14 protein-coding genes are annotated in these 15189 nt (G+C 30.9%); 4 read left to right on the top strand and 10 right to left on the bottom strand.

The annotated features are described in order from the left end of the window. Positions 1-33: 33 nt before the first annotated feature. From ES045_RS03755 to ES045_RS03715, 9 genes are all read right to left on the bottom strand, one after another. On the bottom strand, positions 34-2061 hold the full coding sequence (locus tag ES045_RS03755) for a VWA domain-containing protein (protein WP_223267172.1): 2028 nt from the start codon (positions 2059-2061) through the stop codon (positions 34-36). Between the two features lie 100 nt (positions 2062-2161). Next, complete coding sequence (gene fabG / locus ES045_RS03750) at positions 2162-2908, bottom strand: 3-oxoacyl-[acyl-carrier-protein] reductase (protein WP_147112629.1); 747 nt, start codon at positions 2906-2908, stop codon at positions 2162-2164. A gap of 138 nt (positions 2909-3046) precedes the next feature. Then, on the bottom strand, positions 3047-3925 hold the full coding sequence (gene sucD / locus ES045_RS03745) for a succinate--CoA ligase subunit alpha (protein ID WP_100945379.1): 879 nt from the start codon (positions 3923-3925) through the stop codon (positions 3047-3049). Between the two features lie 61 nt (positions 3926-3986). Then, positions 3987-4913 (bottom strand): UDP-3-O-(3-hydroxymyristoyl)glucosamine N-acyltransferase, encoded by a 927-nt coding sequence (locus tag ES045_RS03740; protein ID WP_147112627.1) that lies wholly within the window; start codon positions 4911-4913, stop codon positions 3987-3989. Between the two features lie 80 nt (positions 4914-4993). Then, positions 4994-5560 (bottom strand): elongation factor P, encoded by a 567-nt coding sequence (gene efp, locus ES045_RS03735; RefSeq protein WP_147112624.1) that lies wholly within the window; start codon positions 5558-5560, stop codon positions 4994-4996. 77 nt (positions 5561-5637) lie between these two features. Continuing rightward, positions 5638-6423, bottom strand: a complete 786-nt coding sequence (lpxA, locus tag ES045_RS03730) for an acyl-ACP--UDP-N-acetylglucosamine O-acyltransferase (protein ID WP_147112621.1) — start codon at positions 6421-6423, stop codon at positions 5638-5640. 3 nt (positions 6424-6426) lie between these two features. After that, positions 6427-7818 (bottom strand): bifunctional UDP-3-O-[3-hydroxymyristoyl] N-acetylglucosamine deacetylase/3-hydroxyacyl-ACP dehydratase, encoded by a 1392-nt coding sequence (locus ES045_RS03725; RefSeq protein ID WP_147112619.1) that lies wholly within the window; start codon positions 7816-7818, stop codon positions 6427-6429. Next, on the bottom strand, positions 7818-8852 hold the full coding sequence (gene lpxD, locus ES045_RS03720; protein ID WP_147112616.1) for a UDP-3-O-(3-hydroxymyristoyl)glucosamine N-acyltransferase: 1035 nt from the start codon (positions 8850-8852) through the stop codon (positions 7818-7820). Before lpxD ends, ES045_RS03725 begins: the two co-directional genes overlap by 1 nt. Before the next feature lie 45 nt (positions 8853-8897). After that, positions 8898-10121, bottom strand: coding sequence for an HD domain-containing protein (locus ES045_RS03715; RefSeq protein ID WP_223267171.1), 1224 nt, complete (start codon positions 10119-10121; stop codon positions 8898-8900). 185 nt (positions 10122-10306) lie between these two features. Between ES045_RS03715 and ES045_RS03710 the strand changes: the two genes are divergently transcribed. The 4 genes from ES045_RS03710 (at position 10307) to ES045_RS03695 (ending at position 14362) form a co-directional block, all read left to right on the top strand. Then, entirely contained in the window at positions 10307-11851 is a 1545-nt protein-coding gene (locus ES045_RS03710; protein ID WP_147112610.1) for a bifunctional response regulator/alkaline phosphatase family protein, read from the top strand. A 280-nt stretch (positions 11852-12131) separates the two neighbouring features. Further along, a complete protein-coding gene (gene tsaE, locus ES045_RS03705) occupies positions 12132-12539 on the top strand; it encodes a tRNA (adenosine(37)-N6)-threonylcarbamoyltransferase complex ATPase subunit type 1 TsaE (RefSeq protein WP_147112607.1) in 408 nt (135 codons plus the stop codon). A gap of 7 nt (positions 12540-12546) precedes the next feature. Beyond that, the gene (locus ES045_RS03700) at positions 12547-13743 is read left to right on the top strand and encodes an alanine dehydrogenase (RefSeq protein ID WP_147112604.1); all 1197 of its coding nucleotides are present in this window, start codon (positions 12547-12549) and stop codon (positions 13741-13743) included. A 250-nt stretch (positions 13744-13993) separates the two neighbouring features. Further along, positions 13994-14362: a DUF4258 domain-containing protein gene (locus tag ES045_RS03695; RefSeq protein ID WP_147112601.1), complete on the top strand. Its 369-nt coding sequence runs from the start codon at positions 13994-13996 to the stop codon at positions 14360-14362. Positions 14363-14469: 107 nt separating this feature from the next. On the opposite strand, the gene ES045_RS03690 is transcribed toward ES045_RS03695, so the two are convergent. Next, on the bottom strand, positions 14470-15147 hold the full coding sequence (locus ES045_RS03690) for a TrmH family RNA methyltransferase (RefSeq protein WP_147112598.1): 678 nt from the start codon (positions 15145-15147) through the stop codon (positions 14470-14472). Positions 15148-15189: the final 42 nt, after the last annotated feature.

The following is a 15189-nucleotide window of genomic DNA, read 5'->3' as shown; positions in this document are numbered from 1 at the left end:
AAAAGAAGGTTTCACTAAAAACAGATGATATCATTAGATTTTACCATAATATTTTCTAATAAACCATTCTGCAGTAAATAAAGAGATTACAAAAAATAAGCCCCATTTCCAGTCAATTAAATTTTGCTCTTTAATTGTTGGTTTTTGAACTGTGTAATAGGCTTTATTTTGAAGTAATGTTTCAATTATTTTTTCTGAATCATTCCTGTAAAATAAAACACCTTCTGTTTTTGCCGCTAATTTTGTTAACTTTGCTACGTTTGCATGTGTAAATTGTTCTTCAACCTGATAAGAAGTTATTTTAAAACTACCGTATTCAGCAATACTCTGTCCCAAAACATCCACTTTAAAGCCATATTCACCAGAAGAAAGGTTTTCTATGGCTATTTGATATGCGTTGTTTATTAACGATAAAGGTAGTTTTGTAATCTCTTTTGTGTCTTTATTAGTAATGGTAATTTCTAAAGAAGCTCTTGCATCAAACTGATAATTCTTATCTGTATAAAAAGCAGAGATCTTAATAGCAGCATTGGCAGGATATAAATTTTCTGAGTTTACTTCTAAACGGTTTCTTTGTTTCGTTGAAGAAAGATACTGTACCAAATTCCCTATAAACTGATCAAAATCTTGAAATGAATTCGCATTTAAATAACTAGAAGCTCTCCATTTCCAGATTCCTTCTCCAAAAATCATCCCTATTTTCTGATTATTTTGTTCTAAAACAGAAATTAAAGGTTGCTGTGTTTGCAGTCCATTTATATTTTGAAGTAATAAATCTTGATGGTCTCTAGAAAAAATAATTTCCCCGAACGTGTCCTTTAAAGGCGAAAACTGATTGAAACCAATATCTTTCTGTAAAAAGGTTAAGAAAGAAGCATTGTAGATTGCCCCATAATTTTCTGTCTGATTGATGCTTTTTTTAGAAAAACTTAATTGTTGTTTGTTAATGAGATCCCAATCTGTATTTGCACCAGAAACGAATAAGAGGTTAGAGTTTGCTTGTTTTATCTCACTCAAAACAGTCTTGAATAAATTGTTTGGTTGATATAATATAATTAACTGATAATCAGATAATTTATTATTAAATTTATCAATCATAAAAACATCAACAGAACGTTGTTTATTACTTTCTATTGCTTTTTTTAATGCACCGATATCGGGGTGTAAAACAGCCGTAAGGAGTAACACTTTTGTTTGTTCATCAATTACTTCTACAGAAAAATTCTTACTATTATTTTTGATGTTTCTCTCGTCTTTTATTTTCTCAATAGAAGCTGTGTAGTAATTAACACCTTCTTTTGTTGAAGTTAAATTTGTAGTAATTATTTGAGAGTTTTCCTCTTTCGAGAATTGTATCTTTTTAGAAAACACCGTTTTTCCGTTACTAAAAATTGAAAACTTCGTTTGAACAGTTTCATTTCCATCGTAATTTAAAATAACTTCTACAGGAAATTTATTTTTAATATAACTGTACTTATTTACGTTTACTTGACTTACTTTTAAATCCTTGTATTTTGTAGTATCTCCAAAAACTACCGGATAAATTGTTTGTTTAGAGTTGATAAACTCATAATCATTACCAATGGTCTGGTTACCGTCTGTTAATAATAAAATTGGCGCATTCTTACTCTTGTTCAATTTATTTATGGCTGTAATTGCTGTGTAAATATTTGTCGCATTTCCAGTGAAAGAGATACTGTCAGAAATATTCAAATCTGCACTAAAATTAAATTTTTCAATCGTAAACTTATCAGATAAATAACTATTTTTATTTATCTTACTTATGAATTCTTCAACATTTTTCTCTTCTTTAAAAAATGAAATTGAGCTAGAATTATCTACCAGAATAGATAAAGTTGGCTTTGTATTTTCTAATTTCGTCGTTTTTATCTTCGGATTTACCAATAGAAGTATTAATAAAAATAAAGAAAACGTTTTTAGACTAAAAAGTAAAATATGTATTTTAGCTTTACTTTTCGCCTTATAAAAATATTGAAAATAGGAAATAGCAATACTTATGAAAAGTGCTAATATGATGTATAAAATAGTTATTGTTTGCAATTATTTTTATTTGTGTGAAAGATATAAAGAACTATCTAAAAAAAGAAAACCTGTAACGTTAAATTGTTACAGGTTTTATAAATTTTATAACTTTTATTTTTTAAGTCAACATTCCACCATCTACAGATAATGTTTGTCCTGTAATGTAAGCAGACATGTCTGAAGCTAAAAATACACAAGCATTTGCAATATCAATTGGCTGTCCTCCTCTTTTTAAAGGAATACCATCTCGCCAAGATTGAACTGTTGCTTCATCTAATTTTGCTGTCATTTCTGTTTCTATAAAACCAGGAGCAATTACATTACTTCTAATATTTCTAGAACCTAACTCTAAAGCTACAGATTTAGAAAAACCAACAATACCTGCTTTTGATGCTGCATAATTAGATTGACCAGCATTTCCTTTCAATCCAACAACAGAACTCATATTAATAATAGAACCAGAACGCTGCTTCATCATTGGTCTAATTACTGCTTTTGTTAAGTTAAAAACAGATTTTAAATTTACTTCTATAACTTTATCAAAATCATCTTCAGAAATACGCATTAACAAGTTGTCTTTTGTAATTCCTGCATTATTTACTAAAATATCGATAGCACCGAATTCTTTGTGAACTTCTTTTGCTAACTCTTGTGCGGCATCAAAATTTGCTGCGTTCGATTGGTATCCTTTTGCAGAAACTCCGTAAGATTTTAATTCCTCTTCTAATACATTTGCTGCATCTACAGAAGAACTATAGGTGAAAGCAACATTTGCGCCTTGTCTTGCAAATTCTAACGCAATTTCACGTCCGATTCCTCTTGTTGCTCCAGTAATTATTGCCGATTTATTTTCTAATAATTTCATATTGTAGTATTTAGTTGATATTCAAATATAAAAAAGAAATTCCCGTTTTCACGGGAATTTTATATTATTGTCATTGTTTTTATAACAGAAAATCAATTTTATAAAAAGATTACCTCATTATAAATAAATAACACTGTTTTATTTTTTACCTAAAACTTTAGCTACCATTTCTCCAATTTTAGCTGGTGAACTCACTACGTGAATTCCATTTTCTGCTAAAATCTTCATTTTTGCTTGTGCTGTATCATCAGCTCCACCAACAATTGCTCCTGCATGCCCCATTGTTCTTCCTGCTGGTGCAGTTTGTCCTGCGATAAAACCAACAACTGGCTTTCTGTTTCCATCAGCCTTAATCCATTGTGCAGCTTCAGCTTCTAAATTTCCACCAATTTCACCAATCATAACAATTGCTTCTGTTTCTGGATCATTCATTAATAATTCTACAGCTTCTTTTGTTGTAGTTCCAATAATAGGATCTCCACCAATACCAATTGCAGTTGTAATTCCGTATCCTTGTTTTACAACTTGGTCTGCTGCTTCATACGTTAAAGTTCCAGATTTAGAAACGATACCTACTTTCCCTTTTTTGAAGATAAAACCTGGCATAATACCAACTTTAGCTTCATCTGGCGTAATTACACCCGGACAGTTAGGACCAACTAATCTACAATCTCTTGTATCAATATAAGCTTTCACTTTTACCATGTCTGCAGTAGGAATTCCTTCCGTAATACAAATAATTACTTTAATTCCTGCATCTGCAGCTTCCATAATTGCATCTGCTGCAAAAGCTGGTGGTACAAAAATAATTGAAGTATCTGCGCCAACTTTATCTACAGATTCTTTAACTGTATTAAAAACTGGTTTTCCTAAATGCTCTTGTCCTCCTTTACCTGGAGTTACCCCTCCAACAACATTCGTTCCATAATCAATCATTTGACCTGCGTGAAAAGTACCTTCACTACCTGTAAAACCTTGAACTATAATTTTTGAATTTTTATTTACTAAAACACTCATTGGTTTGATATTTTATTTTGTTACGCAAAAATAGTTTATTGCTTGTTTCTAAAAAAGTTTTTTAAGAATTCTTTCTCTCTTTCAAAAAACGTTTTATTTCTGCCATTTCTTTTAATTTTTCTCTTGATTCTGAAACCGGAGTTCCAAAATAACTTTTTCCTCCAGCCACAGATTTTGTAACGCCTGTTTGCCCAAGAATAATAGCTCCTTTTCCTATTGTAATTCCACTATTTGTACCTACTTGTCCCCAAATAGTTACTTCATCTTCAATAATTACACAACCTGCAATTCCTGTTTGTGAAGCTATTAAACACTTTTTCCCAATTTGAGTATCATGCCCAATATGAACCTGATTGTCAATTTTTGTTCCTGCTCCGACTCTTGTATCTCCTGTAACTCCTTTATCAATTGTACAAGAAGCGCCTAAATCTACATTGTCTTCTATGACAACTCTTCCTCCAGAAATTAATTTATCAAATCCTTCCGGTCTATTTTTATAATAAAAAGCGTCTGCGCCTAAAACAGTATTTGCATGAATAGTAACATTGTTTCCAATTACAGCATTATCGTAAATAGTAACATTTGGGTGAATCACACAATTTTTACCAATTGAAACATTGTTTCCAATAAAAACATTTGGCTGAATAACAGTTCCTTCTCCAATTACAGCACTTTTAGAAATACTTTCTTCAGATGCAATAAACGGATTGAAATGTTTTGTTATTTTATTGAAATCACGAAAAGGATCTTCTGAAATTAATAATGCTTTTCCTTCTGGGCAATCGACTTTTTTATTGATTAAAATGGTAGTTGCAGCAGAATTTAATGCTTTGTCATAGTACTTCGGATGATCTACAAAAACAATATCACCCTTTTCTACAACGTGAATTTCATTGATACCAAGAATTTCAAAATTTTCATCACCAATAAATTCCACCTCTATTAGTTTTGCTATTTGTTGTAATGTCTGCGATTTTTTGAATTTCATAGTTCAGTGCTCAGTGCTCAGTCTTGCGCAGGTAGCATTCAGTTAGATAGTTTTACTGAACGGCCTACTGCCAACTATTTTTATTCCTTAATACGTTCTTGATACGTTCCTTTTGTAGTTTCTACTTTTATTTTATCTCCTTCATTTATAAACAAAGGTACGTTTACAGAGGCTCCTGTTTCTACAGTTGCAGGTTTTGTTGCATTTGTGGCAGTATTTCCTTTAACACCAGGTTCTGCATGTGTTACTTCTAAAATTACACTTGCTGGCAAATCTACAGAAAGTGGCATATTATCTTCAGAATTAATAATAATTGTTACCACCTCTCCTTCTTTCATTAATCCAGGATTGTCTAAAGCAGCTTCTAACAAGCGAATTTGAGTATAATCTGCTTCATTCATAAAATGATAAAATTCACCATCATGATACAAAAACTGAAACTTATGTGTTTCTACTCTCACATCATCAATTTTTCTTCCGGCAGGAAATGTATTATCAATTACTTTACCATTGGTAACGCTTTTTAATTTTGTTCTTACAAAAGCAGGTCCTTTTCCTGGTTTCACGTGTAAAAACTCTACAACTTTAAATATATCGTTGTTATATTTTATACACAATCCGTTTCTAATGTCTGATGTTGTTGCCATTTGTAGTTTTTATATTAAATTAATAATTTTAATAAAATTATCGTAATTATTACTCCTTATTTACTTTTATTCGAAATTTAGTTAGAGTTAAAATACCCTTTCATAATTCCTCTATGAGATTCTTTTATAAATTGAATAATTTCATCTCTTTCTGGAGTTGCTTCCATTTCTGCTTCAATAATATCAATTGCTTGCGTATAATTGTAGTTTTTTTGAAATAAAATTCTGTAGATATTCTGAATTTCTCTAATTTTTTCGGTGGTGTATCCTCGTCTTCTTAAACCAACAGAATTAATACCAACATAAGATAAAGGCTCGCGTGCAGCTTTTACATAAGGCGGAACATCTTTTCTTACCAAAGAACCACCAGTAACAAATGCGTGTTTACCAACAGATGCAAATTGATGTATTGCAACCATACCTGCCAAAACTACATTGTCTCCAATAGTAACATGACCTGCTAATGTTGTATTGTTTGAAAAAATACAATTGTCACCAACAAAAGAATCGTGTGCAATATGGCAATATGCCATTATTAAACAATTATCACCAATTTTGGTTTTCATTCTATCTGAAGTTCCTCTATTAATGGTAACACATTCGCGAATGGTAACATTGTCGCCAATTTCTACGGTAGTTTCTTCATCATCAAATTTTAAATCTTGAGGAATCCCTGAAATTACTGCTCCTGGAAAAATTCTACAATTTTTGCCAATTCTAGCTCCTTCCATAATCGTAACATTAGAGCCAATCCATGTTCCAGATCCAATGGTTACATTGTTATGAATTGTTGTAAAAGGTTCTATGACTACGTTTCTTGCTATTTTTGCTTGCGGATGTACGTACGCTAAAGGTTGATTCATATTTTAATTTTTTCTAGCAATTTGAGCCATTAATTCTGCTTCGGCAACTAGTTTCCCGTTTGCATAAGCATACGCTTGCATGTGACAAATTCCTCTTCTTATTGGTGAAATTAACTCACATTTAAAAATAATAGTATCTCCTGGTAGCACTTTTTGTTTAAACTTAACATTATCCATTTTCATGAAATAGGTCAAATAATTCTCAGGATCTGGTACGGTATTTAATACTAATACGCCACCACATTGCGCCATTGCTTCTACTTGTAAAACACCTGGCATTACTGGTGCTCCTGGAAAGTGACCTACAAAGAAGTTTTCATTCATTGTAACGTTCTTCATACCAACAACATGTGAGTCTGAAAGTTCTATAATTCTATCAATTAATAAAAAAGGAGGTCTGTGAGGTAGAATATCCATAATTTGATAAATATCTAATAATGGAGGTAAGTTCAAATCATATGAAGGTACGTTGTTCCTTTTTTCTGCCTTGATAATTTTTGCAAGTTTCTTTGCAAATAATGTATTAATTAAATGACCTGGTTTATTTGCAATAATTTTTCCTTTGATACGCGTACCTACCAGAGCTAAATCTCCAATAACATCTAATAATTTATGTCTTGCAGCTTCATTAGCCCAATGTAAAGTTAAATTATCTAAAATTCCGTTGGGTTTAACAGCAATGTCATCTTTATTAAAAGCTACTTTTAATTTACGCATTGTGCTTTCAGATAACTCTTTGTCTACATATACAATTGCATTATTTAAATCGCCACCTTTGATTAAGTCATTTTCTAATAACATTTCAATTTCATGTAAAAAACTGAATGTTCTAGCATCTGCTATTTCCTTCTTAAAGTCAGATATTTTTTCTAAAGTAGCATTTTGTGTACCTAATATTTTAGTACCAAAATCTACCATAGTAGTTATTTGATATTCTTCTGAAGGCATTAATATAATTTCGCTTCCAGTGGCTTCGTCTCTGTAAGAAATTATTTCTTTTACAACATATTCTTCAATGTCTGCTTCTTGCTCTTGGATGCCTGCTTTCTCTAAAGCTTCAACAAAAAACTTAGAAGAACCATCCATTATTGGTGGTTCAGAGGAGTCTATTTCAATTAATAGATTGTCTATATCTAAACCAACAGCAGCCGCTAAAACGTGCTCTGAAGTCTGAATTTGTACTCCGTTCTTCTCTAAATTTGTACCTCTTTGTGTGTTTACCACATATTCTGCCTTTGCCGCTATTATTGGCGAACCTTCTAAATCTATTCTGCTAAATGCAAAACCATGATTTATGGGTGCAGGTTTCAAAGTCATTTTTACAGTATTACCGGTATGTAAACCCACACCAGATAAACTGATCTCTTTCTGTATTGTTTTTTGTTTTTTACTCATTATTCTTTTATTTGAGCCTTCAACTGTTTTTCTAGTTGATTGATTTTTGATATTATTTTTGGTAAACTTTTAAAATGAACATAACTTCGGTTAAAGTCTTGTACTTTAAAGGCTGGTGTTCCATAAACCATTTCATTGTCCTTCAAACTTTTTGTTACACCAGTCTGACCTAAAACCTTCACATTATTTCCTATCTTTATATGACCGGCAACACCTACTTGCCCACCAATCATACAATTTTCACCAATTTTTGTAGAACCAGAAACACCCGTTTGAGAAGCGATTACAGTATTTCTACCAACTTCTACATTATGGGCAATTTGAATTTGATTGTCTAGTTTAACACCTTTTCTAATAATGGTAGACCCCATAGTAGCTCTATCTATTGTTGAAGCGGCACCAATATCTACATTGTCTTCTATAATCACATTTCCTATTTGAGGAATTGCTTTGTATTCGCCGTTTTCATCCGGTGCAAAACCAAAACCATCTGCACCAATAACAGCACCAGAGTGAATTTTACAGTTTTTACCAATTTGTGTATCAGAATAGATCTTTACACCTGCAAAAATAACGGTATTGTCGCCAATTTTGCTATTATCTCCAATATAAGAATTCGGATAAATTTTTACATTATCTCCAATTACTACGTTTTCTCCAATATAAGCAAACGCACCAATATATTCATTTTCTCCAATTTCAGAAGATTCAGAAATAAAATTAGGTTGCTCTCTACCTGTCTTGTTGTTCTTAACCTCGTTATAGAATTCTAGTAACTTAGAAAAAGATTTATAAGCATCAGCTACCTTAATTAGGGTAGTTTTCACTTCTTTTTCTAGAATAAAACTCTTGTTAACAATTGCTACAGAAGCATTTGTTGTATATAAGTAAGAGTTGTATTTAGGATTCGATAAAAAAGTTAGAGATCCTTTTTCTCCTTCTTCAATCTTAGAAAGTTTAGATATTTCTTCTTCAGGATTACCTATTACTTCACCTTCTAAAATATCTGCTATTTGTTGTGCTTTAAATTTCATCAAACGCAAAAATATAAAAATTATACCGTTTTCTCTAATCTCATCTTACTTTGGATAACAAATAAAATATTTTACTACGGGTATTGTGAGCGCTTGCAGGTTTAATTGGTCAGATGCTTTTGAAATATCTTTTAATTTTCCTTTCTTATTTAAAATAAAAATTGGTGTGTCTAAATTGTAAGCTTGATTGCTAATTTCTTGATGAAAAACAAAATAACTAGCTTCTTTCTCTGAAATATTTAATTTATTAATTGCTTTTTCTTTCTTTTTATTAATATAACTTTCTTTAAAACCTTCTTGCTGAATTTCAATTCTTAATAATTTTCTATCAACAATCATTTTTGCTATCAATGAAAGTACTTTATCCTCGTGATTTACCCATTCTTTTATGGCAGACATAACATCATAATCATCTAATTTAGAAAACATCTCTAATGTTTCTTCTGTAAAATTATTGGTAGAAATCTGATTGTATAAAAAATACTTTAATGCAGAACTACCATACAATTCTACCCCTTGTTCTGCCAATTCTTTGGCTCTTTTTAAAATATTTACTAAAATATTTTCTGCTACCAAACCTGTTTTATGTAAATATACTTGCCAATACATGAGTCTTCTGGCAATTAGAAAATTTTCTACCGAATAAATTCCCTTTTGCTCAATAACCAACACATCATTTTTAACATTCATCATGGCAATTAATCTGTCTGATGAAATGTTTCCTTCTGTGACACCTGTATAAAAACTATCTCTTTTTAAATAATCTAATCGGTCTATATCTAACTGACTAGAAATTAATTGCCCTAAAAAATCACGCGGACTTTTACCTTCAAAAATTTCAATTGCTAACGTTAATTCTCCTTTAAATTCTTCATTTAATTTCTTCATAAATTTTAAAGAAATTTCTTCATGACTAACACCACTTACAATGCTGTGCTCTAAAGCGTGTGAAAATGCGCCATGACCAATATCATGCAATAAAATAGCAATGCACAAAGCATTTTCTTCTTCATTAGAAATTTCTACTTGCTTAAAACGCAAAACTCGTATCGCCTTTTGCATTAAATGCATGCAACCAATGGCATGATGAAAACGGGTGTGATTTGCACCTGGATAGACTAAATTAGAAAACCCCATTTGCGTAATTCTTCTTAAACGCTGAAAATAAGGATGTTCTATAATGTCAAAAATTAAAGAATTTGGTATTTGAATAAATCCGTAAATAGGATCATTTAAAATCTTAAGTTTGTTTGCTGCTTTTTTCTTCAAAAGGTAAAAATTTTTCAATGTATACCTGCAAAATACAATATTTATAAGCGCAAAATTATAAATTTAATTCAGAAATTTATAAGTAGGTCATTTAATTTGTAAAATTGGCAATATTTTATCATTTTAGTGGGGTAAAAAAAATAACAAAACCCTAATTTTAACGTTAAAGAAATAAAACAAGTTATATGAGCATACAAATTCTATGGGTAGATGATGAAATTGATTTATTAAAACCGCACATTATATTTTTAGAACGTAAAGGTTATAAAGTAACTACTTGTACCAATGGTGCAGATGCTATAAACTTAGTGGATGAAACAAATTTTGACATTGTTTTTTTAGACGAAAATATGCCGGGTTTAACGGGGTTAGAAACACTTTCTGAAATCAAACAAAAACAAGCCAATTTGCCAGTGGTAATGATTACCAAAAGTGAAGAGGAATATATTATGGAAGAAGCAATTGGATCTAAAATTGCAGATTATTTGATAAAACCGGTAAACCCGAATCAGATTTTATTAAGTTTAAAGAAAAATTTAGATCATTCTCGTTTGGTTTCAGAAAAAACAACGTCTAGTTATCAGCAAGAATTCAGAAAAATTACGATGGACTTAGCCATGGTAAATTCTTATGAAGAATGGATAGAATTGTACAAAAAACTAGTGCATTGGGAGTTAGAATTAGAAAACATTAGCGATCCCGGAATGTTGGGGATTCTAGAAAGTCAGAAACAAGAGGCAAACTCACAGTTTTTTAAATTTATCAAAAAAAATTACGAAGATTTTTTAACAGCACATGACAAACCTACTTTTTCTCATACGTTGTTTAAAGATTACGTAGTACCAGAGTTAAAAAAAAAACAACCTGTATTATGGGTTGTAATTGATAATTTACGTTACGATCAATATAGAATCTTAGAACCATTAATTAACAATCACTATAAAAAGGACGAAGAATACTCCTATTTCTCTATTTTACCAACAGCAACCCAATATGCTAGAAATGCTATTTTTTCTGGGTTGATGCCATCTGAAATGGAAAAAAGACATCCTGATTTATGGAAAAACGACACCGAGGAAGGCGGAATGAATTTGTATGAAAACGAATTTTTAACTGCACAAATAAAGCGCCTGAGTTTAGATATTAAACACGAATATTATAAGATAACTTCGCTAAAAGGTGGAAAAGAATTGGCAGAGAATTACAACGGAACAAAACAAAACGACCTAACTGCGGTGGTTTATAATTTTGTAGATATGCTATCTCATGCTAAAACAGAGATGGAAGTAATTAAAGAATTGGCCGGAGATGACAAAGCATATAGAAGCTTAACTTTAAGCTGGTTTAAGAATTCTGCTTTGTATGAAATTATTCAAAAAGCGCAAAGTTTAGGTCAGAAATTAATTATTACCACAGACCACGGTACCATTAATTGTAAACATCCAACAAAAGTAATTGGCGATAAAAATATTAGTTCTAACCTGCGTTATAAAACGGGTAGAAGTCTTTCTTACGAAGAGAAAGATGTGTATGCCGTAAGAAATCCTAAAGATGTTTTTTTACCAACGGTAGCAATGAATAGTCCGTTTATTTTCGCAAAAGAAGACCTGTTTTTTGCCTATCCAAACAACTTTAATCATTTTGTAAAATACTTTAAAAACACGTATCAACATGGTGGCGTTTCTTTAGAAGAAATGATTATTCCGTGTGCAATTTATAGTCCGAAATAAAAAAGTTGGCAGTTTTAAGTAGCAATAAATTAGTATAAAACTTATGTGCTCTATATTTCCATTTGGTTAGAAATTTAAAAAATTCTTTTAAAAAATTTTTAGAAGCTATTTCCTGCTTTCCACTATATCTTTTTTATGAAAATAAAAAAGGATGCCGTTTCAATCAGGGCTAAGCTTTTTTGCCAACGAAATTGCTTAAACTAAAATAATTAAACATAAAAGAACCTCAAAGGCTTTAAAAATCTTTGAGGTTTATTATTTTTACATTTTTATTTATAAAATGAACAAAAACTATTCTTTAGAAAACGTACCTGAAATTGCAACTGCAATTATTACATCCGTAAAAAATAAAACGTTATTGTTTTACGGAGAAATGGGGGTGGGTAAAACTACGCTTATTAAAGAAATATGTAAACAATTAGGTGTTTTAGATAACATTACCTCTCCTACCTTTTCATTGGTTAATGAATATGAAACTTCTAAAGAAGAAAAAGTTTTTCACTTCGATTTTTATAGAATTACAGATGAAGAAGAAGCTTTAGACATGGGAATTGAAGATTATTTATATGATAACGATTGGTGTCTTATCGAATGGCCGCAAAATGTGGAAAATTTACTACCTTTAGAATCTGTTGAAATCCATTTATCTACATTAGAAAACGGACAACGCAATATGCAAATAAAATAACCAAATTATGAGTTCATTTTCTCCGTTTAGTAAAGCAGAATTACTCCCTCAAGAAGAAATGTTAGAAATAAAAAAGCAAAAAGGAGAACTCTTTATTGGTTTGCCTAAAGAAATTTATTTAAGTGAAAAACGTGTTTGTTTAACACCAGATGCTGTAGGTGCTTTAACTGCAAACGGACATAGAGTTGTTGTAGAAACAGGTGCAGGAGATGGTGCTAATTTTACAGACAAAGAATATTCAGACGCTGGTGCAAAAATTTCTTATAACGTAGAAGAAGCTTTTAAGTGCAATATTATTTTAAAAGTGGCACCACCAACAGAAGGTGAAATCGAATACATTAATCCGCAAGCAATTTTAATTTCTTCCTTGCAATTAAAAACACAAACTAAAAAATACTTTGAATGTCTGGCTAAAAAGAAAATTACCGCCATTGCCTTCGATTATATAAAAGATGAACAAGAAACCTACCCAATTGTTAAGTCTTTAAGTGAAATTGCAGGTACTGCTTCTATTTTAATTGCTGGTGAGTTAATGAGCGGTGTTAATAAAGGAAACGGTCTATTATTTGGAAATATTGGTGGCGTTCCGCCAACAAGTGTTGTTATTTTTGGTGCAGGAACCGTTGGCGAATATGCCGCAAGAACCGCTATTGGTTTAGGTGCAAGAGTAAAAGTTTTTGATAATTCTATTAGTAAATTAAGAAAATTACAAGATTGTTTACACACACCTATCTATACATCTACATTACAACCTAAATCTATTTTAAAAGCATTAATGCGCTGTGATGTTGCTATTGGCGCCATTCGAGGTAAAAATAGATCGCCAATTTGTGTTACAGAAGAAATGATTGAAAAAATGAAAGAAGGCGCTATTGTTGTAGATGTAAGTATTGATAGAGGTGGTTGTTTTGAAAGTTCAAATGTAACCACTCACAAATCTCCCACTTTTGTAAAACATGGTGTAATTCATTATTGTGTGCCTAATATTCCTGCGCGTTACGCAAGAACAGCTTCGGTTTCTATTAGCAATATCTTTACACCGTATTTATTAAACATTGCAGAAGAAGGTGGTTTTGAAAATACGGCAAGGTTTGATAAAAGTTTGCGCAACGGAATGTATTTCTATCACGGAATTTTAACCAACAAAACCGTTGCAGATTGGTTCGATTTGCCTTTTAGAGATATTAATTTATTGATTCTTTAAGAGTTTATTATATCGCACTATGACATAAAAAATTACAGATATTTACAGCATTTTTACTCTTTATATTGAAATAATCTTAGTCTCTACAAGCACTCAAAACACGCTTTTATTTTTATTTATCGGTCTAAAAGCCTTAAATCATTCACTAATACGTCTTCTTCAATTTTTTTACGAGCTACCCTGTTAAAATTCTCTGTGAATCTCTGTGAAACAAGTTTAATTCCATAAATTTGCATTTCAAAATTTTAGCATGTTAGTAAAGAGAATTTTTTATTATTTAGTAGGATTGTCATTAGGTTCTATTGCCGTTTATTTCTTTTGGCAAAAGAAAAATGCAACTTTTGATTATGGAATGGACTCAAGAACACTAAAAACGATTCGAATTAAAAAACGTTTGTTTTCTGAAGATGCAAAAACTGCAATGCGAAAATTTGAGATTGATACTTTAAAAATATCTACCATCTTAACTACTGGTGATGTAGATTTTGGAAAAGGAAGTCCGAGAGAAAGACCTTGTGCAAAATATTATGTTACCGGAACAAAAGAGCTAAAAAATGTAAGTTTATTAATAAAACGTTGCGATTCAACTGCTACAATAGAGAAAATTATTGTTGAATAAAGTCTAACTTCTTTATAAGAAAGAGTAACAAAATAATTTATATTTTAAATAGTTATCATCTATTTCTAAACTGCGTAAAGATTTCGGTCTTATTTAGAATCTCAAAATTATTCAGTTTTTAAATTTTGATGATAATGTGCTTCTATTTTAGCTACATTTTTAATCGTTTTTTGTACCCAATCAAAATACAAAATTTCTTTTTCTTCTTCAGATAATTGCCACTCGATATCTGAATTTCTAAGCTTTATAGTAACATCTTGCAAAATAATAGCTGCGGCAACAGAGATATTTAAACTTTCTGTAAAACCAACCATAGGTATTTTAAGAAATCCATCTGCATTTTCTATGACAGTATCAGAAACACCCTCTGCTTCTACTCCGAATACAAAAGCAGCTTTTTTTGTAATATCAAAATCTTCTAACAAACAAGAATCATTGTGTGGTGTAGTTGCTATTATTTGATAGCCTTTTGCTTTTAAAGCGTCTAAACAAGGCTTCGAATTATCACCATCTTTTCGATATCTATATTGATTTAACCATTTCTGAGAACCTTTCGCAACATGTCTCGAAACTTTATTGTTATATTTATTTTCGATGGCATGTACATCTTGTACGCCAAAAATATCACAAGTTCTAACCACAGCACTCGCATTATGAGGTTGAAAAATATCTTCTAAAACCACCGTAAAATGTCTTGTTCTTTCTTCTAAAACTCTTTTAAACAGCTTTTTTCTTTTGTCTGTTAGAAAACCTTCGAAATAATTTAATAATTTTTCATCAATCATAAATACAAATTTAAAATTATTATTTTTGTCTTCCTTGAAATA

This window comes from Polaribacter sp. IC073 (assembly GCF_007997075.1).
In the GTDB taxonomy this organism is placed as follows: Bacteria; Bacteroidota; Bacteroidia; order Flavobacteriales; family Flavobacteriaceae; genus Polaribacter.
Note: the sequence above shows the minus strand (reverse complement) of the source record. Positions and strands in the feature narration are given on the sequence as shown.

What these genes read in the sequence shown, in the direction of transcription:
- fabG (WP_147112629.1), bottom strand. Translation starts at nt 2,908, where the DNA reads ATGAAATTATTAGAAAATAAATCGGCAATAATTACTGGAGCAACAAGA.
- sucD (WP_100945379.1), bottom strand. Translation starts at nt 3,925, where the DNA reads ATGAGTGTTTTAGTAAATAAAAATTCAAAAATTATAGTTCAAGGTTTT.
- ES045_RS03740 (WP_147112627.1), bottom strand. Translation starts at nt 4,913, where the DNA reads ATGAAATTCAAAAAATCGCAGACATTACAACAAATAGCAAAACTAATA.
- efp (WP_147112624.1), bottom strand. Translation starts at nt 5,560, where the DNA reads ATGGCAACAACATCAGACATTAGAAACGGATTGTGTATAAAATATAAC.
- lpxA (WP_147112621.1), bottom strand. Translation starts at nt 6,423, where the DNA reads ATGAATCAACCTTTAGCGTACGTACATCCGCAAGCAAAAATAGCAAGA.
- ES045_RS03725 (WP_147112619.1), bottom strand. Translation starts at nt 7,818, where the DNA reads ATGAGTAAAAAACAAAAAACAATACAGAAAGAGATCAGTTTATCTGGT.
- lpxD (WP_147112616.1), bottom strand. Translation starts at nt 8,852, where the DNA reads ATGAAATTTAAAGCACAACAAATAGCAGATATTTTAGAAGGTGAAGTA.
- ES045_RS03710 (WP_147112610.1), top strand. Translation starts at nt 10,307, where the DNA reads ATGAGCATACAAATTCTATGGGTAGATGATGAAATTGATTTATTAAAA.
- tsaE (WP_147112607.1), top strand. Translation starts at nt 12,132, where the DNA reads ATGAACAAAAACTATTCTTTAGAAAACGTACCTGAAATTGCAACTGCA.
- ES045_RS03700 (WP_147112604.1), top strand. Translation starts at nt 12,547, where the DNA reads ATGAGTTCATTTTCTCCGTTTAGTAAAGCAGAATTACTCCCTCAAGAA.
- ES045_RS03695 (WP_147112601.1), top strand. Translation starts at nt 13,994, where the DNA reads ATGTTAGTAAAGAGAATTTTTTATTATTTAGTAGGATTGTCATTAGGT.
- ES045_RS03690 (WP_147112598.1), bottom strand. Translation starts at nt 15,147, where the DNA reads ATGATTGATGAAAAATTATTAAATTATTTCGAAGGTTTTCTAACAGAC.